The sequence below is a fragment of the Belnapia sp. AC561 genome (genome assembly GCF_979252845.1).
Genome location: NZ_CEEDBP010000017.1, coordinates 1 through 16728 on the forward strand (window position 1 = coordinate 1; position 16728 = coordinate 16728).

At 71.8% G+C, this 16728-nt stretch carries 20 protein-coding genes; 13 read left to right on the forward strand and 7 right to left on the reverse strand.

Going from position 1 to position 16728, the window contains the following annotated elements; translation table 11 throughout:
* Both AC0IW9_RS15190 and AC0IW9_RS15195 read left to right on the forward strand, forming a co-directional pair.
* Positions 1-1009 (forward strand): LLM class flavin-dependent oxidoreductase (locus AC0IW9_RS15190; protein ID WP_471649114.1); only part of this gene is annotated, 1009 nt, incomplete at its 5' end.
* A gap of 64 nt (positions 1010-1073) precedes the next feature.
* Entirely contained in the window at positions 1074-1292 is a 219-nt protein-coding gene (locus AC0IW9_RS15195; RefSeq protein ID WP_471649115.1) for a hypothetical protein, read from the forward strand.
* A gap of 51 nt (positions 1293-1343) precedes the next feature.
* On the opposite strand, the gene AC0IW9_RS15200 is transcribed toward AC0IW9_RS15195, so the two are convergent.
* The gene (locus tag AC0IW9_RS15200; protein ID WP_471649116.1) at positions 1344-1706 is read right to left on the reverse strand and encodes a winged helix-turn-helix transcriptional regulator; all 363 of its coding nucleotides are present in this window, start codon (positions 1704-1706) and stop codon (positions 1344-1346) included.
* A gap of 94 nt (positions 1707-1800) precedes the next feature.
* Between AC0IW9_RS15200 and AC0IW9_RS15205 the strand changes: the two genes are divergently transcribed.
* Positions 1801-2124: a nuclear transport factor 2 family protein gene (locus AC0IW9_RS15205; RefSeq protein WP_471649117.1), complete on the forward strand. Its 324-nt coding sequence runs from the start codon at positions 1801-1803 to the stop codon at positions 2122-2124.
* Between the two features lie 25 nt (positions 2125-2149).
* On the opposite strand, the gene AC0IW9_RS15210 is transcribed toward AC0IW9_RS15205, so the two are convergent.
* On the reverse strand, positions 2150-3391 hold the full coding sequence (locus AC0IW9_RS15210; protein ID WP_471649118.1) for an NAD(P)/FAD-dependent oxidoreductase: 1242 nt from the start codon (positions 3389-3391) through the stop codon (positions 2150-2152).
* A gap of 7 nt (positions 3392-3398) precedes the next feature.
* Positions 3399-4355 carry a Bug family tripartite tricarboxylate transporter substrate binding protein gene (locus tag AC0IW9_RS15215; RefSeq protein WP_471649119.1) on the reverse strand — a complete coding sequence of 319 codons (957 nt, stop codon included), beginning with the start codon at positions 4353-4355 and terminating at the stop codon, positions 3399-3401.
* 135 nt (positions 4356-4490) lie between these two features.
* Between AC0IW9_RS15215 and AC0IW9_RS15220 the strand changes: the two genes are divergently transcribed.
* The 5 genes from AC0IW9_RS15220 (at position 4491) to AC0IW9_RS15240 (ending at position 9721) form a co-directional block, all read left to right on the forward strand.
* The gene (locus tag AC0IW9_RS15220) at positions 4491-5378 is read left to right on the forward strand and encodes a TauD/TfdA dioxygenase family protein (RefSeq protein ID WP_471649120.1); all 888 of its coding nucleotides are present in this window, start codon (positions 4491-4493) and stop codon (positions 5376-5378) included.
* 2 nt (positions 5379-5380) lie between these two features.
* The gene (locus tag AC0IW9_RS15225) at positions 5381-6283 is read left to right on the forward strand and encodes a fumarylacetoacetate hydrolase family protein (RefSeq protein WP_471649121.1); all 903 of its coding nucleotides are present in this window, start codon (positions 5381-5383) and stop codon (positions 6281-6283) included.
* Positions 6284-6309: 26 nt separating this feature from the next.
* Positions 6310-7317, forward strand: coding sequence for a Bug family tripartite tricarboxylate transporter substrate binding protein (locus AC0IW9_RS15230; RefSeq protein ID WP_471649122.1), 1008 nt, complete (start codon positions 6310-6312; stop codon positions 7315-7317).
* 89 nt (positions 7318-7406) lie between these two features.
* Positions 7407-8522, forward strand: a complete 1116-nt coding sequence (locus AC0IW9_RS15235; protein ID WP_471649123.1) for an Ldh family oxidoreductase — start codon at positions 7407-7409, stop codon at positions 8520-8522.
* 140 nt (positions 8523-8662) lie between these two features.
* Positions 8663-9721: a type 2 periplasmic-binding domain-containing protein gene (locus AC0IW9_RS15240; protein WP_471649124.1), complete on the forward strand. Its 1059-nt coding sequence runs from the start codon at positions 8663-8665 to the stop codon at positions 9719-9721.
* A 36-nt stretch (positions 9722-9757) separates the two neighbouring features.
* Here AC0IW9_RS15240 and AC0IW9_RS15245 read toward each other — a convergent pair whose 3' ends face one another.
* Positions 9758-9898: a hypothetical protein gene (locus tag AC0IW9_RS15245; protein ID WP_471649125.1), complete on the reverse strand. Its 141-nt coding sequence runs from the start codon at positions 9896-9898 to the stop codon at positions 9758-9760.
* Positions 9899-9932: 34 nt separating this feature from the next.
* Positions 9933-10364 carry a nuclear transport factor 2 family protein gene (locus AC0IW9_RS15250; RefSeq protein ID WP_471649126.1) on the reverse strand — a complete coding sequence of 144 codons (432 nt, stop codon included), beginning with the start codon at positions 10362-10364 and terminating at the stop codon, positions 9933-9935.
* 93 nt (positions 10365-10457) lie between these two features.
* Here AC0IW9_RS15250 and AC0IW9_RS15255 point away from each other — a divergent pair, with 93 nt between their 5' ends.
* The 3 genes from AC0IW9_RS15255 to AC0IW9_RS15265 are packed head-to-tail and all read left to right on the forward strand — an operon-like array spanning position 10458 to position 13065.
* Complete coding sequence (locus tag AC0IW9_RS15255; protein ID WP_471649127.1) at positions 10458-11435, forward strand: Bug family tripartite tricarboxylate transporter substrate binding protein; 978 nt, start codon at positions 10458-10460, stop codon at positions 11433-11435.
* A gap of 14 nt (positions 11436-11449) precedes the next feature.
* Positions 11450-12343: an isocitrate lyase/PEP mutase family protein gene (locus tag AC0IW9_RS15260; protein ID WP_471649128.1), complete on the forward strand. Its 894-nt coding sequence runs from the start codon at positions 11450-11452 to the stop codon at positions 12341-12343.
* On the forward strand, positions 12340-13065 hold the full coding sequence (locus AC0IW9_RS15265; RefSeq protein WP_471649129.1) for a haloacid dehalogenase type II: 726 nt from the start codon (positions 12340-12342) through the stop codon (positions 13063-13065). The genes AC0IW9_RS15260 and AC0IW9_RS15265 overlap by 4 nt, the downstream gene beginning before the upstream one ends.
* A gap of 38 nt (positions 13066-13103) precedes the next feature.
* On the opposite strand, the gene AC0IW9_RS15270 is transcribed toward AC0IW9_RS15265, so the two are convergent.
* Together AC0IW9_RS15270 and AC0IW9_RS15275 are read right to left on the reverse strand one after the other, a co-directional pair.
* Entirely contained in the window at positions 13104-13901 is a 798-nt protein-coding gene (locus AC0IW9_RS15270; protein ID WP_471649130.1) for an NUDIX hydrolase, read from the reverse strand.
* A 4-nt stretch (positions 13902-13905) separates the two neighbouring features.
* Positions 13906-14844: a Bug family tripartite tricarboxylate transporter substrate binding protein gene (locus AC0IW9_RS15275; protein ID WP_471649131.1), complete on the reverse strand. Its 939-nt coding sequence runs from the start codon at positions 14842-14844 to the stop codon at positions 13906-13908.
* A gap of 244 nt (positions 14845-15088) precedes the next feature.
* Here AC0IW9_RS15275 and AC0IW9_RS15280 point away from each other — a divergent pair, with 244 nt between their 5' ends.
* On the forward strand, positions 15089-15808 hold the full coding sequence (locus AC0IW9_RS15280; RefSeq protein ID WP_471649132.1) for a DUF1028 domain-containing protein: 720 nt from the start codon (positions 15089-15091) through the stop codon (positions 15806-15808).
* 97 nt (positions 15809-15905) lie between these two features.
* Entirely contained in the window at positions 15906-16709 is an 804-nt protein-coding gene (locus AC0IW9_RS15285) for a calcium-binding protein (RefSeq protein ID WP_471649133.1), read from the forward strand.
* Positions 16710-16728: the final 19 nt, after the last annotated feature.

A 16728-nucleotide genomic window follows, 5' to 3' on the forward strand; every position in this document is an offset into this window, starting at 1 on the left:
TCGCGTCTTTGCCCGCATGGTCCCATCGGAGCCCCACCCCGCCCCCGACCTGCTGATCGCCCAGGCGCTGCGCGAGACCACGCGGCTGCGGATGGGGCCCGGCGGCTTCCTGCTGCCCTACCACCACCCGGCGGAGCTGGCGAACCGCGTCGCCATGCTCGACCATCTCTCGGAAGGCCGGCTCAACTTCGGCATCGCCGCCAGCGGCCTGCCCAGCGACTGGGCCATGTTCAACGTCGACGGCATGTCCGGCACCAACCGCGAGATGACGCGGGAAGCCCTCGACATCATCCTCAGGCTCTGGTCCGCGACCGAGCCCTTCCACTACGACGGCAAGTACTGGAAGGTCGACCGTCCCGATACGATGTTCGGCTTCCTCAAGCCCCACATCAAGCCGCTGCAGGCGCCGCATCCGCCGATCGGCGTCGCCGGGCTTTCCAAGAATTCCGACACGCTGAAGATGGCCGGCGAGCACGGCTTCCTGCCGATGAGCCTCAACCTCAACCCCGGCTACGTCACCAGCCACTGGGACAGCGTCGAGGCCGGCGCCCGCAAGTCCGGCCGCACCGCCAACCGCCGCGACTGGCGCCTGGTGCGGGAGGTCTTCGTCGCCGACACCGACGAGGAAGCCTGGCGGCTGTCCGTCGGCTCCATGATGGGCCGCATGATGGGCGACTACTTCCTGCCGCTGCTCAGCCAATTCGGCTTCAAGGACTACCTGAAGCACAGCCCCGAGGTGCCCGACAGCGACGTCACGGTCGAGTATTGCGCCCGCCGCAACTGGCTGGTCGGCTCGCCGAAGACGGTCGCCGAGCGGCTGGAGTCGATCTACGAGGAGGTCGGCGGCTTCGGCCAGCTGCTGGTCTTCGGCTTCGACTACCAGGACAATCCCGGTGCCTGGAAGAACTCGCTGCGGCTGCTGCAGCAGGAGGTGCTGCCGCGGGTGTCCCACCTGACGCCCAAGGCGCCGGTTGCCGCGCCTGGGCCGGCCCTCGCGGCCGCGCAATAGGCCGCAATGTTTCGTTGCCATCGCAATGCTTGCCGGCGTTGCGATGGCGGCCCAACACTGTCGCATGAACAAGTTCCTGGCGACCGCCTGCGCGATCCTCACCCTGTCCCTGGCCGCCTGCGGTCCCGGCGGCCTGATGGCCGGTGGCGAGTATTCCGGCCAGCCGGATACCCCCATCGGCAATTCCGAGCGGAACATGACGACCGGCGCCGTCACAAGCGAGGGCAGCATCTTCGTCCGCCGCCAGGGCTACATGACGACGCCGGCCGAGCGGCTGCGCTGAAGCCACGACGCCCGGGATCATGACGCCCGGCGCCGCGGCGCCGGGCAGCCCCTAGCCGGCCTCGGCCCGGGCCTCGCGCCGCTCCGCCCAGCGCAGCAGCGCGTCCAGTGCCGGACAGAGCGATTGCCCCCAGGCGGTGAGCCGGTATTCCACCCTGGGCGGCACCTCAGCATACACCGTCCGGGCGACGATGCCGTCGCGCTCCAGCTGGCGGAGCTGCTGGATCAGCATCTTCTGCGACACCGCCGGGATGGCGCGCTCCAGCTCCGAGAAGCGCCGCACCTGGCCGCCGAACAGGTGGAACAGGATCACCAGCTTCCACCGCCCCTCCAGCATGCCGATGGCGCCGGCGATCCCGGCCGCGGCCGAGGCCGGGGTATGGGCCTCGGGCTGACCCGCGGGTAAGGACCCCACCTTTTCGTCCGTTCTTGCCATGCCGGGATCTGGGCCCGATCTGCCCGGGACCGCAAGGCGCGGCGTCGTCCGCCGCCCCCGGAGGAGATCCCGCATGACCGGCCTGCCCCCCGCCATCGCCGCCTATTTCGCCACCGAGGCCAGCACCGAGGCGACCGAGCTGGGCGCCTGCTTCGCCGCCGATGCCGCGGTGCATGACGCGGCGCAGGACCACCGCGGCCGCGCCGCGATCATCGCCTGGCGTCTTGCCACCCAGGCGGCGACGCCCTTCGCCACGCGGGTGCTGGACTGGCACGAGGAGGCCGGGCGCATCCTGGTCGCCGCCGAGGTCGCCGGACGCTTCCCGAACAGCCCGGTCCGGCTGCGGCAGGCCTTCACCCTGGACCAGGGGCTCATCGCCGCGCTGGATATCCGCTGAGGCGACCCCGGCGCCTGACCGCCATTCAGCCGAAACGCTCCACCGCGAAGGGTGCCAGATCCAGGTTCGGCGCCGGCCCCAGCATCGCCCTGGCGAGGATCGCCCCGGTCGGCGCCGAGCCGGTCAGCCCCAGGTGCCCATGGCCGAAGGCGCACCACAGCCCCGGCCAGCGCCGCACCGGCCCCAGCACCGGCAGGCTGTCCGGCAGGCAGGGCCGGTGCCCCATCCAGAATTCCCGCATGCCTTCGGTCCGCGCCTGGGGGCAGACCATCGCCAGGTCGCGCAGCAGCAGCTCCGCCCGCCGCGGCGTCGGCGGATGCTCGAGCCCGCCGAATTCCACCGTCCCCGCCAGCCGCAGCCCCTCCTCCATCGGCGAGAGGAAGGCCTTGCGATCGGAGGGCACCACCGGCCGCCGCAGCGAGATCCCCGGCTCCGGCAGCATCACGTGGTAGCCGCGCTGCGTCTCCAGCGGCACGTCGATGCCGAGCGCCTTGAGCAGCCGCCCCGACCAGGCCCCGGCCGCCAGCACCACTTGGTCGGCGGCCATCGCCCCGGCCGCGGTCATCACCCCGGTCACCCGGCCGCCCTCGGTGGTGATCTCGCTCACCGCCTCCTGCCGGATGGTCCCGCCCAGCCGTTCCACCCCGCGCGCCACCACCTGCGCCTGGCGCAGCGGGTTCACGCTGCTGCCCTGGTCGGGGATGAAGAGGCCGAGCTGGTAGTCGCCCTGGATATCCGGCTCCAGCTCCTGGATGGCGCCGAGCCCTTCGAGGAATTCCACCCGCATCCCGTGCTGCTGCCGCAGCGCCCAGCCGCCGGCATCCTTCTGGAACTGCGCCCGGTTCCGGTAGAGGTAGAGCTGCCCGGTCTCCCGGATCAGGTCGAGCGCGCCTTCCTCGGCCAGAATCAGCCGGTGCTGCTCCATCGCCCCGAACTGCAGCCCGGCCAGCGCCTCGGCGATCGCCGCCACCCGCGCCGGCCGGGCGCTGCCGACGAATCGCAGCAGCCAGGGCGCCGCGCGCAGCGCATAGCGGGCCGGGATATGCAGCGCCCCATCCGGGTCCAGCAGCATCTGCGGCACCTGCTTCAGCACGCCGGGCATGGCCAGCGGCGCCACCGAGCCGGCGCTGATCGCCCCCGCATTGCCGGAGGACGCGCCGCTGCCCGGCGCCTGCCCGTCCAGCACCAGCACCTCCGCCCCACCCCGCGCCAAGTGCCAAGCCACGCAGAGCCCGACGATCCCGGCGCCCACCACGATCACCCGCATTCAGTTCTCACTCCGCCTGGACATGCCCGCGCCGGGCGATCTCCGCCCAGCGCCCCTGTTCGCGCGCGAAGAAGGCGCGCGCCGCCGCCGCATCGCCGCCGACCGGCTCCAGGCCACGCTCGCGGAAGGCCTCCGTCAAGGCCTCCCGCATCGCCTGCTGCACCGCGGCCCCGATCCGCGCCTGGATCGCCTCCGGCAGCCGCGCCGGCCCGACCAGGGAGGCCCAGGTGCCGCCCAGCAGCCAGGGCATCCCCGCCTCCGCCACCGTCGGCACCGCGGGCACCGCCGCCGCCCGCCCCTCCCGGCAGAGCGCCAGGGCCCGCAGCTTGCCGCTGGCCAGATGCGGCAGCGCCGCCGGGATGGTGTCGAAGCTGAACTGCACCTGCCCGGCCAGCAGGTCGGTCGTCAGCGGCGCCGAGCCCCGGTAGGGCACATGCGTCACCTCGATCCCCGCCTCGGCCTTCAGCAGCTCCCCCAGCAGGTGCGGCGCCGTGCCGGTGCCGAAGGACCCGTAGTTCAGCGCCCCCGGCCGCGCCTTGGCCAGCGCCACCAGCTCGGCCATCGTCGTTGCCGGCAGCGCCCCGTTCACCAGCACCAGGAAGGGCTGCTCCGTCAGCAGCGCGATCGGGGTGAAATCCTCCGCCGCATAGGGGATGCTCTTCAGCGTCGCCCGGGCGATCGCCATCTCGGCCGAGGCGCCCACCAGCAGCGTATGGCCATCCGGCGCCGCCTTCGCGACCACGTCGGCGCCGAGGGTCCCGCTGGCACCCGGCCGGTTCTCCACGATCACCGGCTGGCCCAGGCTGCGTCCCAGCCGTTCCGCCAGCAGCCGCGCCACCACGTCGGTGCTGCCGCCGGCGGGATAGCCCACCACCAGCCGCACCGGCCGGCCCGGATACTCCGCTTGCGCCAAGGCCGGCCCCGCCGCCAGCGTGCCCAGCACCGCCCGTCGCCCGATGCGCATCGTCCTGCCTCCCCGTTCTGGCGATGCTCCGCCGCAACGTCCGGGGGCGCAAGCTTGACCGCATCCGCCCCGCGGCGGAATCTGCCCCCCGACAAGGCAGCCCCCAAGGCAGACCAGGAAGCCGGAGGACACGTGATGCGCATCACCCCGAACAATGCCGGCCTCGGCGCCCGGATCGAGGGCATCGACCTCGCCCAGCCGCTGTCGCCCGCGGACTACCGCACCGTGCTCGCCGCGCTCGGCCAGTACGGCGTGCTCTGCTTCCCCGGCCAGGACCTCGGCGCGCCGCAGCTCTCGGCCTTCGGCAGCCGCTTCGGCGACCTCGAGGTGAATGTCGCCAACCTCTTCCACGCCCCGGACCACCCGGAAGTGATGATCCTGTCGAACCAGCGGGATGCCGCGGGCCGCCCGATCGGCCTGAACGACGCCGGCCAGGGCTGGCACACCGACATGTCCTATTCGACCGAGATCGCGCTGGCCAATGCGCTGCATGCCAAGCAGGTGCCGTCGCGCGACGGCCGCCCGCTCGGCGACACCCAGTTCCGCAACATGCACGCCGCCTACGACGACCTGCCGCCCGAGGTCGTGCAGCGCCTCGAGGGCCGCGTCGCGATCCACGACTTCGAGAAATTCTGGGACGTCATGCGGATGCGCCCGGGCAGCATCCGCGGCCCGCTGACCGAGGCGCAGAAGGCGAAGAAGCCGCCGGTGCGGCAGCCGATCTTCCGCATCCACCCCATCACCGGCCGCCGCGTGCTGTATTGCAACCCCGGCTACGCCATGCACATCGAGGGCCTGGAGCGCGCCGAGAGCGACGCCATGCTGGAGTACCTGTTCCGCCACCAGGCGCAGGAGAAATACCTGTATAGCCATGCCTGGACGCCGGGCGACCTGCTGATGTGGGACAATATCGGCACCTGCCACAATGCCGTCGCCGACTACCGGCCGGATGAGCCGCGCTTCATCCTGCGGGTGCAGGTGATGGCGACCCTCGACTATGCCGCCATGCTCCAGGCCGCCTGAGCATGAAGCTCGCCACCTTCGTCCTCCATGGCATGACCGAGATCGGCGCCGTCCTGGATGACTCCATCGTCCCGCTGCAGCTCGCCCTCGATGCCGCCTGCGCCGCCGCCGACCAGCCCGCCGAATTGCTCCCCGTCGACATGCGCGCCCTGCTCGCCGCCGGCGAGGCCGCGCTGGTCTCGGCCAGCCGGGCGCTGGCCTTCGCCGCCCGGCCGGAGAATGCCTCGCTGCGCCGCCCGCTCGCCGCGGTGCGCCTCCTCGCGCCCTTACAGCCCGGCAAGATCCTCGGCGTCGGCCGCAACTATGCCGACCACGCCAAGGAAGTCGGCGGGCCGAAGCTGACCGCGCCGCGCATCTTCCTCAAGCCCGGCTCCTCCGTCTGCGGCCCCGGCAGCCAGGTGCATATCCCCGCCAGCGTCACCAAGCCGGACTGGGAGGTGGAGCTCGCCGTCGTCATCGGCCGCACCGCCTGGCAGGTGGACGAGGGCGCCGCGCTCGACCACGTCGCCGGCTATACCGTGCTGAACGACATCTCCGCCCGCGAATTCCAGTTCGACCAGCCGCTGGCCATGACCAGCTTCGCCAAGGGCCTCGACGGCTTCTGCCCGCTCGGCCCGTATCTCGTCACCGCCGACGAGGTGGGCGAGCCCTGGCAGCTCGGCCTGCGCTGCTGGCTGAACGACGAGCTGGTGCAGGAAGGCAATACTCACGACCTGATCTTCAGCGTCGCCGCGCTGATCGCCTGGCTTTCCCGCTACATGGCGCTGCAGCCGGGCGACGTCATCGCCACCGGCACGCCCGCCGGCTCCGGCCATTTCCGCAGCCCGCCGCGCTACCTGAAGCCGGGCGACCGGATGCGGCTGGAAGTCGAGAAGGTCGGCATCCTCGAACACGAGATCGCCTGACACCGAATGCGCTGGGGGAAACACCAATGAAGCACCTGCTTGCGGCCGTCCTGGCCATGCTCGCCATCGGCACGACCCCGGCCCAGGTTCAGGCTCAGGCTCAGGCCCAGCCGCGCGCCCCGGGCACCGACTACCCGTCCCGCCCGGTCCGCATCGTCGTGGCGCTGGCCCCCGGCGGCAATGCCGACATCAACGCCCGCGTCGTGGCGACGCAGCTCAGCCAGCAGCTCGGCCAGCAATTCATCGTCGAGAACCGCCCGAGCGGCGGCGGCACCGTCGCCTTCGAGACCGTCGCCGCGACCGCCCCCGACGGCTATACGCTGCTGGTCGGGGCGCTCGGCTCCCACACCCTGAACGTCGGCCTCTACGGCGACCGGCTGCGGGTCCATCCCCTGACGGGCGTGGACCACATCACCATCAGCAGCCACTCGGCCATCGCCGTCGCGGTGCATCCCTCGCTCAATGTCCGGACGCTTGCCGAATTCACCGCGCTGCTGAAGGCCAACCCGGGCAAGTACGACTACGGCTCCTCCGGCAACGGCACCACCGGGCACATCGCCGGCGCCATGCTGGTGAACCTGCTGGGCGTGGAGGCGCAGCACGTCCCCTATCGCGGCTCGGCGGCGGCCTTCGCCGACCTCGCCGCCGGCCGCACCGCCTTCCAGGCCGATACCATCTCCTTCCTCTCGGAGCCGCTGAAGGCCGGCATCGTGCGCGGCATCGTCATCGCCACGCCGGACCGCTCCCCCATGGCACCCGAGGTCCCGACCAGCGCCGAGGCCGGCCTGCCCGCCTACCAGGCGACCACCTGGACCCCCTGGTCCACCACCCTCGGCACGCCGCTCCCCATCCGCCAATTCCTCTACGAGCAGATCGCCGAGGCGCTGAAGGTCCCCGCGGTGCGGGACCGGCTGCTGGGCCTCGGCAATACCATCCCGGAGGGCATGACGCCGGAGCGGACGCGGGCGTTCATCGCCTCCGAGATCGATCGCTGGGTGCCGATCGTCCGGGCGACGGGCGCGCGGGTGGATTGAACGAGCGCCGTCCTTCTTAAACCCACAAAAAGGAAAGGAGGGGTCTGGGGAGGGAATAGTTTTCCCTCCCCGGCCTTCTGCAGAAACCAATGGCCAAGAACGTCACCTCCGGCCGTCCCGTCCCCGCCGAGGCCATCCGCGCCCAGATCATCGCCATCCTCACCGCCTGGGGCATGCCGCAGGACAATGCCGCCACCACCGCGAACATCATGGTCGAGACCGACCTGATGGGCGTCGACAGCCACGGCCTCTCGATGCTGATGACCTACGAGGAGGGCGTCCGTGAAAACCGCATCCAGATCACCGCCCAGCCCAAGGTGCTGCGCGATACCGGCCCGACCGCATTGCTGGATGGCGCCGATGGCCTCGGCCATCCGGTCTCGGCCATGGCGATGAACCTCGCGGTGGACAAGGCGAAGCAATTCGGCGTCGGCGTGGTCGGCGTGGTGAACAGCCACCACTTCGGCGCCGCCGGCGCCTATGCCCGGATCGCCTCCGCCCGCGGCGTCATCGGCCTGGTCACCTCCTCCACCCGCGGCGTCACCATGGTGCCGACCCGCGGCGCCATGCCGGTGCTCGGCACCAACCCGCTGGCCTTCGCCGCCCCCGCCAGCCGCAACCCCGCCTTCGTGCTGGACATGGCGACCACCACCGTCGCTGCCGGCAAGGTGAAGGTCCACCACCTGAACGACACGCCGCTGCCGGAGGGCTGGGTGGTCGATGGTGCGGGTAAGAACGTCGCCGACCCGCACGATGGCAACGACTTCGTCTTCAACCGCCCCGAAGGCGGCATCACCCCGGTGGGCGGGACGGAATCGAAGGGCAGCGCCAAGGGCTATGGCCTGGCGATGCTGGTGCATATCCTCGGCGGCACGCTGGTCGGCGCCAGCTTCTCCCCCATCCGCAACCGCACCCAGAAGCCCGGCCAGCCGCACAACATCGGCCACTTCTTCATGGCCCTCGACCCCGCCGCCTTCCGCGACCCCGGCGATTTCGAGAGCGACCTCGACGATGCGCTGGACGTGCTGCACGCGACGCCGCCGGCCAATCCGGCCGAGCCGGTCATGGTCGCCGGCGAGCCGGAGGACCTGATGCGGGCCCAGCGCCTCGCCCAGGGCGTCCCGGTGCCGGAGAGCCTGGACAAGCTGATCCGCGGCATCTGCGACCGCGCCGGCGCGCCCTACCTGCTGCGCCCGAATCAGTGACCGGCCCCGGCAACTGACGCAAATCCGCAACCATTGATTGCATCCGCGGCGATTTCCGGCGAGGAAACATCAGGGACAGGGGCCGGGACAAAGGATAGCAAGCGATGCCGCAGCGGCCGCCACGCAGGACCAGCCGGCCGATGACGGCCCCCGTGGTGGCCGCCCTGGCGCTGGCCCTGCTGACCATCGGCCTGGCGCCGGGCCAGGGTGGCGCGCAGGAAGCGGTCATCCCGCTGCGCGTCGTCGGCTTCTATACCCATACCGGCCTCTATGCCGAATTCGAGGAGCCCTTCTGGACCCATCAGGTCCCGCTCCTCACCCAGGGCCGGCTCCGCCCCAGCATCGCCCCGCTGGAACGCACCGGCATCCGGGAGGCGGAGCTGCTCTCCCTCATCCGCCTCGGCGTGCTGCCGGCCGCGACGGTGCCCCTGGCCCTGGCCGCGGGCGACGACCCGGAACTCAGCGTCGTGGACCTGCCCGGCCTCAACCCGAACCTGCCCGCGCTCCGCAACAGCCTCGGCGATTGGCGCGGCCACCTCGCCCAGGTGCTGGAAGACCGCTACGACATCCAGCTCCTCGCCCTGCTCATCCCCACCACCCAGGTGATCTTCTGCCGGGAGGCCTTCGCCGGGCTGCAGGACATCAAGGGCCGCCGCATCCGGGTCGGCGCCGTCGCCCAGGGCGACCTGCTGGAGGCCCTGGGCGCCATCCCGCAGGTGATGCCGCTGCCGGAGGTGATCGGCGCCATCCGCAACCGCGCCCTGGATTGCGCCATCACCGGCAGCATGCCCGGCAACCGCATCGGCCTGCACCGCGTCACCAGCCATGTCTCGACGCTGCCGGTCAACTGGTTCGTCTCCGCGGTGGTGATGAACGGCACCATCTGGCGCAACCTGCCGGCGCCGATCCGCACCACCCTGACCGAAGGCCTGGCGGCGATGGAACAGGCGGTGCTGGACAGCGCCGAGGCGGCGATCGACGACGGCTTCGCCTGCGATGCCGGCCTGCCCCGCTGCACCGGCGGCAGCCGCGGCCAGATGACCGTGGTGCAGGAAAGCTGGGACGAACCGCTGCGCCGCCGGCTGCTGGAGACGGTGCTGCTGCCGCACTGGCTGCACCGCTGCGGCCAGGACTGCGCCGCCACCTGGAACCGCATCGCCGCGCCCCGCCAGGGCATCTGGGCGAAGCCGGAACCCTGAAAGGGCCCCGCCTGCCACGCCCACCTTGACTTCGGCCTAACCCGCCCCGGCGACACTCGCCGGATGCAGCCCGGTCGCCGGGCGCCGCTTGCCATCGGGGAAGCCGCGCCGCTCATCGGCCTCCGCACCAGCATCGAGCCCGAGGCGGCCTTCGGCAACCTCGCCGGCCATCCGCATGGGCGCCGGCTTCGGGCCGCCGGGCTAGCCCGGCTCAGCCCTCGCGCGTGTCGAAGCGATAGACCTTGCTGACGATCCGCCAGCCCTCGCTGGTCCGGTTCAGCACCAGGTAGTCGGTGAAGTAGCGCGGCGGCAGCTGGCAGGCGACCTTCACCAGGGCCGTCTCCGGCCCGCTGATGTCCATCAGCAGGATCCGGTCGTCGCGCTTCAGACCGCGGCTGGCGCCCGAGGGCCGGCTCTTCACCATCTCGAACCACTGTTCGCGCGGCAGGTCCTCCACCCCGCCGTCCTTCTCCCAGTACAGGTGGGAGACGGGGTGGAAGGCGGCGGCCAGCTTGGCCACGTCGCCCTCGTACAACCCATCGAAATAGGTCTGGATCACCTGCTCGATCTCGGCCACCGCGGTCGGGGCGGTGGGGTTTCCACTGGCATCGGGCATGGTCTTCTCCTCCTTGGGGTCGCGCATCCTGGCATGCCGGACCGGCGCCGCGCATCCCGCCTCTTCCGGGATGGCGCCACCCGGCCGATACTCCGGCCAAATCCCCGGAGGAACCCGCCCATGCGCCTCGGCCGCCGCACCCTGCTGGCCGCACCCATCGCCCTCGCGTCGCCCGCCCTCGCCCAACCCGCGCTGGCCCAACCCACCTGGCCGGCCCGCCCGGTCCGCCTGATCATCCCCTATGCGACGGGCGGCGGCACGGACCTGCTGGCGCGGGCGATCGCCGAGGCGCTGCGGCCGCTGCTGCCCCACCCCGTGGTGGTCGAGAACCGCGCCGGCGCCGCCGGCGTCGTCGGCACCGAGCTGGTCGCCCGGGCCGAGCCCGATGGCCATACGCTGACCGCCGTCGTCTCCACCCACATCATGAACCGCTACCACCTGGCGCAGCTGCCCTACGACCCGGTGACGGATTTCACCCCCGTCGCCATGCTGTCCCGCAACACCATGGTGCTCGCCGCCGGCGCGGCCCAGCCCTTCGCCGACCTGAAGCAGATGGTCGCCTTCGCCCGCGCCAATCCCGGCAAGGTCGGCACCGGCAGCACCGAGGCGCTCTCCTCCTTCATCGGCCAGGAGCTCGCCCGCCGCACGGATATCGAGACGCCGGACGTGCAGTACCGCTCCGGCGGCCAGCTCATGAACGACGTGGTCGCCGGCCACCTGCCGGTCGGCTGGACCAGCACCGCCAGCGCCACGCCGCATATGCAGACCGGCCGCGTCCGCATCCTCGCCGTCTCCACCGCGACCCGCACGCCCTTCTTCCCGGATGTGCCGACCGCGCAGGAACAGGGCGTGACCGAGTTCGACCTCGCCGGCTGGGTCGGGCTGCTCGGCCCGGCGAAGCTGCCGGCCGCCATCGTCGAGCGGCTGAACGCCCTGCTGGTCCAGGCCTATGCCGACGCCACGCTGAAGTCCCGCTTCACCGCCATGGGCATCGAGCCCGACCTCCGCCCCGGCCCCGCCCTGCTCGAGGCGATGCAGCGCGAGGACCGCCTCTGGGCCGCCGCCGCCGCGGCCGGCCATATCCAACGCCAGCAATAGGAGACCCACCACCGATGGCCCACGCCAGCCTCAAGACCGCCTTCGCCGAGAAGCGCTTCATCGTCGCCCCCGGCATCTTCGACATGATCTCCGCCAAGGTGGCGGACGGCATGGGCTTCACCAGCCTGTACGTGACCGGCTTCGGCACCGTCGCCAGCCACCTCGGCGTGGCGGACGCCGGCATCGCCACCTACACGGACATGGTCGGCCGCGTCTCCACCTTCGCCCGCGGCTGCAAGACCCCCGTCATCGCCGATGCCGATACCGGCTACGGCGGGCTGCTGAACGTCCGCCACACCGTCATGGGCTACGAGGCCGGCGGCGTGACCGGCATCCAGCTCGAGGACCAGGAGATGCCGAAGAAATGCGGCCATACCCCCGGCCGCAAGGTGATCCCGGCCGAGGAGATGTGCCTCAAGATCAAGGTCGCCGCCGAGGCCCGGCGGGACCCCAATTTCCTCATCGTCGCCCGCACCGATGCCCGCACCACGCTTGGCCTCGATGAGGCGATCCGCCGCGGCCGCATGTTCGCCGATGCCGGCGCCGACGTGGTCTTCATCGAGAGCCCCGAGAGCGAGGCGGAGATGCAGGCCATCGGCAAGTCGATCGACAAGCCGCTGCTGGCCAACATGGTGGAAGGCGGCCGCACCCCGATCCTGCCTGCCGCCCGCTTGGCCGAGATCGGCTATGCCATCGCCATCTACCCCGCGGTCGGCTTCCTCAGCGTCGCCGCGGCACTCGAGCGCGCCTTCTCCCACCTGAAGCAGCACGGCGACAGCAACGGCCTGCCGGCCAGCGAGAGCTACGGCTTCGGCCGCATCTGCGAGCTGATGGGCTTCCCCGAGGTCTGGGACTTCGACAAGAAATGGGCCCAAATTTCCCCCTTGGCTGAGGAGAAGAAGCAGTGACCGGCTTTTCCGGGGTCAAGGCCCTCGTCTTCGACGTCTTCGGCACCGTCGTCGACTGGCGCGAGGGCGTGGCGCGCGAGGCCGCGCCCTTCCTGGCCAGGCACGGCCGCGGCGACCTCGACCCGCGCGCCTTCGCCGATGCCTGGCGCCGCCGCTACCAGCCGGGCATGGAGGAATGCCGCGCCGGCCGCCGCCCCTTCACCCGGCTCGACGTGCTGCACCGGGAGAACCTGGAGGCAGTCCTCCAGGACAACGGCCTGGACCCCGCCGCCATCGGCGAGGCCGCGCTGGAGGAATTCAACCGCGCCTGGCACCGCCTCGACCCCTGGCCGGAAGCCGTCGCCGGCCTCACCCGGCTGCGGCGGAAGTACATCCTGGCGCCGCTGTCGAACGGCAACATCGCCCTGCTGCTGAACATGGCCAAGCGCGCCGGCATCCCCTGGGACGCCATCCTCGGCGCCGAGGTGGCCCAGGCCTACAAGCCGGACCCCCAGGCCTATCTCCGCACCGCCGAGGTGCTGGGCATCCGCCCGGATGAGCTCTGCCTCGTCGCCGCCCACAACGGCGACCTCCGCGCGGCGCGTGCCGCCGGCCTGGCGACGGCCTTCGTCCTGCGCCCAAGCGAGCATGGCCCCGGCCAGAAGACCGATACCCGCGCCGAGGACCCCTGGGACGTCGTCGCCAGCGACTTCCAGGACCTCGCCCACAAGCTCGGGCTCTAGCAACCGCCGCCGGGGGGCACGGTGCCCCCCGGCGGGCCTCACATCGCCCGCGTTCCCGCCGGGAACAGCGGCCCGCCGTAGCCGGCCTCGACCGGGATCCGCAGCACCTTCCGGCCCTCGGCATCCGTCTCGATCTGCGGCTGCACCGTCACCACCGGCCGGGCCGCCGCCGTCGCCATGGCCCCGGCGACATCCGCCGCGCCGATCAGCCGCTTGAGGTTCATCCGGGTCGGGAACAGCAGGGTATGCTGGCCGGCATCCGCCTCCTCCAGCGCCCGGGCGGGCGGGATCCAGACGCTGTCCACCGCCTCCCGCCCGTCATGCGCCGCGGCATGGCCCATCGGCGCCGGGGCCAGGAAGAAGCGGGTGTCGAAGCGCTTGGGCAGGTCGGCCGGCGTCACCCAATGGGCGAAGGGCACCAGCGCGCCGACATCGGGCACCAGCCCCTCCGCCTGCATCAAGGCGGCGAAGCCGCGCGCCCCGGCATTCAGCGCGTCGCGGTGCGCCGCCCCCACCGCGGCACCCTGGGCCGGGTCGAGCGGCACGCCGCCGAGGGTGCGGGCCAGCAGCAGCCCGCATTCCTCGAAGGTCTCCCGCACCGCCGCGACGCGGAAGGCGCCCAGCGGGTCCGCCGCGCCTCCCATCCCCTGGGCGAGGCCGGCGGCGATCTCGGCATCGGCCGGCTCCACCCGCCCGCCCGGGAAGACCAGGGCGCCGGCGGCGAATTCGATGGCGCGATGCCGCACCACCATGAAGATCTCGGGTCCCGCCGCGCTGTCGCGCAGCAGCAGCACGGTGGAGGCCGGGCGGGGGGTTGCCGGTTGCGCGTCGCTCATCGCCTCACTCCGTCCGGATGCCGACCGAACGGATCAGCGGCGCCCAGCGCGCATGTTCCGCCGTGATGAAGGCGGCGAATTGCTCCGGCGTCCCGCCGACCACCTCGCCCGCCTGGGTCTGCTCGACCACCCGCCGCACCTCCGGCTGCTGCATCACCGCGTTGAACACGCGGGAGGCCGTGGCCGCCAGCTCCGGCGGCAGCCCGGCCGGGCCGACGATGCCGTGCCAGACATTGGCCTCGAAGCCGCCCAGCGTCTCCGGCATCGCCTCCGCCACCGTCGGCACCTCGGGCAGCAGCGCGATGCGGCGCCCGCTGGCGACGGCCAGCGCGCGGACCTTGCCCTCGCGGATGAAGGGCAGCGTGGTGGAGACGGTGATGATGGCGCTCTGGGTCTCGTTCGCCAGCAGGCTGCGGATCACCTCGGCGCCGCTGCGGTAGGGCACCGGGGTCATCTTCACCCCGGTCCGCTGCAGCATCAGCTCCTGCGCCAGATGCCCGGAATAGCCGATGCCGGGATGGGCATAGACCATGTCGCCCTGCTTCCGCGCCATGGCGATCAGCCCGGCCAGGTCCGTCACCGGCAGCGCCGCCGGCACCACCACCACCAGCGGCAGGTTCACCAGGTGGCAGACCGGGGTGAAGGCCCGCGTCGGGTCGTAGGACAGGCTGGGCTGCAATTCGCGGCCGATGGCATTGGCGCCGAGGTCGGCCATCATCAGCGTCGCGCCATCCGGCCTGGCCTGGGCGACGACCGCCCCGGCGATGGTCCCGCCGGCGCCGCCGCGGTTCTCCACCACCAGCGTCTGCCCGTTGGCCAGCGCGGGGAAGGCATTGGCCACGGTGCGGGACAGCGTGTCGATCGCCCCGCCGGCGCCGAAGGGCACCACCAGCCGCACCGGCCGGTCCGGCCAGGTGCCCTGCGCCCTCGCCAATCCGGGCATGGCCAGTCCCGCGGCCAGCCCCCGGAGCCCGGCGCGACGCCCGAAGCCTGCAAACTGCGCTGGTGCCAACATGACGATTCCCCTCCGGCATATTCGGGCCCAAACTGCCGCCGGGCCTGCCGCGGCGCAACCTCGGCCTGGCCTCGGTTGCCTGGCTCCGGTTGGCTGGCCCCGGCCCCCTAGCCGCGGCCCGAACGGCCGAATAGGCTCGCGCCGCGCTGCCCGAAGTCGCAAGGAAACCCGCATGACCTGGTCCATCGTCGCGCATGACCCGGCCACCGGCGCCTTCGCCGTGGCCGTCACCACCTGCGCCTTCGCCGTGGGCGCAAGCTGCCCCTTCGTCCGCGCCGGGGTCGGCGCCGTCTCGACCCAGTCGATGACCAACCGCTACCTCGGCCCCGCCGTGCTGGACGGCCTGCAGCGCGGCCTCTCCCCCACCGCCGCCATCGAGAGCGCCCTGGCCGGCGACGAGGGGCGGGGGATCCGCCAGATCCACGCCGTGGACCGGCATGGCCGCAGCGCCGCCTGGACCGGCCAGAACTGCGTCGAGTGGTGCGGCGACCGCGCCGGCCAGGGCTTCTCCGTCGCCGGCAACATGCTGGCCGGGGAAGCGGTGCTCGCCGATACCGTCGCCGCCTTCGTCACCCGCGATTCCTGGCCCATGCCGGAGCGGCTCATCTCGGCGCTGGAAGCCGGCGATGCCGTCGGCGGCGACAAGCGCGGCCGCCAGTCCGCCGCCCTGCTGCTGACCACGACGGAGGATTTCCCCGACATCAACCTCCGCGTCGACGACCATGTGGAGCCGCTGGCGGAGCTGAACCGCCTGCTCGGCATCTGGCGGCGCGAACGCGAGCCCGGGCTGCGCGACCAGCCCCGCCGCGCCAATCCCTCCGGCTGGATCGACCTGGACGCGATCGAAGCCGGCTGGCGCCGCAAGGGCCTGTCGCTCCGCTTCCGCCGTTAAGACTACCAACATACTTCTCTCCGGCTTGTGCAGTGTGCCGGAGAGGAGCCTCCCATAAAGTGAATATTGTAGATTGTATTCACTTATAGGGGGAAATATGCCGCGCCACATTTATGGCACCGCCGAAGCCGACACGCTGCTCGGCGATGCCGGCTCCGACATCATCCGCGGGTACGACGGCGACGACCTGATGTACGGCGACGGCCTCGCCGGCCCCTATCCCGCGATCTACCCGGAACCCGGCTCGGGCATCCCCATCGCCAGCAATACCCTCATCGGCGGCGCCGGCAACGATACGATCTATGCGGGCTACGGCGCCGACCAGGCCGACGGCGGCATCGGCGACGACGAGATCTTCGGCTACGGCGTCCTCGCCGAGGACAATCCCATCCGCAGCGCCCAGGCGCGCGACAGCGACCTCGCCGACCGGCTGGTCGGCGGCGCCGGCAATGACACGCTGCATGGCGGCGGCGGCGCTGACATCCTGCTCGGCGGTACCGGCAACGACGTGCTCGACGGCGGCGTCGGCGCGGATACCCTGACCGGCGGCAGCGGCGCCGACATCTTCCGCTTCGGCGCCATGGATACCCGCGCCCGCATGCCCGTCTTCGATACCCAGGGCGATGTCGTCACCGACTTCCGCGAGGGCCAGGACAAGCTGGACCTCAGCCTCTTCCTCGACAGCTTCGGCGACACGCCGCCGGATGCGGTCTTCCTCGGCACCGATGCCTTCGCCGACGGCACCAGCTTCCAGGTCCGCTATTCCATCATCGGCGAGGATACCCGGGTGGAGATCTTCACCCCCATCTTCACCCTCCCCGGCGCCCCGGCCCAGGGCAATGCCGCCTTCACCCTGCTCGGCGTGCATCAGCTCGCGGCGGCGGATTTCATCTTCGCCTGACCGAGGGCGGGGCCAGGGC

Excerpts from the sequence above, each read along its gene's own strand:
- AC0IW9_RS15230 (WP_471649122.1), top strand. The coding sequence starts at position 6,310 with ATGAAGCACCTGCTTGCGGCCGTCCTGGCCATGCTCGCCATCGGCACG.
- AC0IW9_RS15210 (WP_471649118.1), bottom strand. The coding sequence starts at position 3,391 with ATGCGGGTGATCGTGGTGGGCGCCGGGATCGTCGGGCTCTGCGTGGCT.
- AC0IW9_RS15280 (WP_471649132.1), top strand. The coding sequence starts at position 15,089 with ATGACCTGGTCCATCGTCGCGCATGACCCGGCCACCGGCGCCTTCGCC.
- AC0IW9_RS15285 (WP_471649133.1), top strand. The coding sequence starts at position 15,906 with ATGCCGCGCCACATTTATGGCACCGCCGAAGCCGACACGCTGCTCGGC.
- AC0IW9_RS15240 (WP_471649124.1), top strand. The coding sequence starts at position 8,663 with ATGACGGCCCCCGTGGTGGCCGCCCTGGCGCTGGCCCTGCTGACCATC.
- AC0IW9_RS15205 (WP_471649117.1), top strand. The coding sequence starts at position 1,801 with ATGACCGGCCTGCCCCCCGCCATCGCCGCCTATTTCGCCACCGAGGCC.
- AC0IW9_RS15215 (WP_471649119.1), bottom strand. The coding sequence starts at position 4,355 with ATGCGCATCGGGCGACGGGCGGTGCTGGGCACGCTGGCGGCGGGGCCG.
- AC0IW9_RS15270 (WP_471649130.1), bottom strand. The coding sequence starts at position 13,901 with ATGAGCGACGCGCAACCGGCAACCCCCCGCCCGGCCTCCACCGTGCTG.
- AC0IW9_RS15195 (WP_471649115.1), top strand. The coding sequence starts at position 1,074 with ATGAACAAGTTCCTGGCGACCGCCTGCGCGATCCTCACCCTGTCCCTG.
- AC0IW9_RS15275 (WP_471649131.1), bottom strand. The coding sequence starts at position 14,844 with ATGCCCGGATTGGCGAGGGCGCAGGGCACCTGGCCGGACCGGCCGGTG.
- AC0IW9_RS15220 (WP_471649120.1), top strand. The coding sequence starts at position 4,491 with ATGCGCATCACCCCGAACAATGCCGGCCTCGGCGCCCGGATCGAGGGC.
- AC0IW9_RS15235 (WP_471649123.1), top strand. The coding sequence starts at position 7,407 with ATGGCCAAGAACGTCACCTCCGGCCGTCCCGTCCCCGCCGAGGCCATC.
- AC0IW9_RS15250 (WP_471649126.1), bottom strand. The coding sequence starts at position 10,364 with ATGCGCGACCCCAAGGAGGAGAAGACCATGCCCGATGCCAGTGGAAAC.
- AC0IW9_RS15260 (WP_471649128.1), top strand. The coding sequence starts at position 11,450 with ATGGCCCACGCCAGCCTCAAGACCGCCTTCGCCGAGAAGCGCTTCATC.
- AC0IW9_RS15255 (WP_471649127.1), top strand. The coding sequence starts at position 10,458 with ATGCGCCTCGGCCGCCGCACCCTGCTGGCCGCACCCATCGCCCTCGCG.
- AC0IW9_RS15245 (WP_471649125.1), bottom strand. The coding sequence starts at position 9,898 with ATGCGGATGGCCGGCGAGGTTGCCGAAGGCCGCCTCGGGCTCGATGCT.
- AC0IW9_RS15225 (WP_471649121.1), top strand. The coding sequence starts at position 5,381 with ATGAAGCTCGCCACCTTCGTCCTCCATGGCATGACCGAGATCGGCGCC.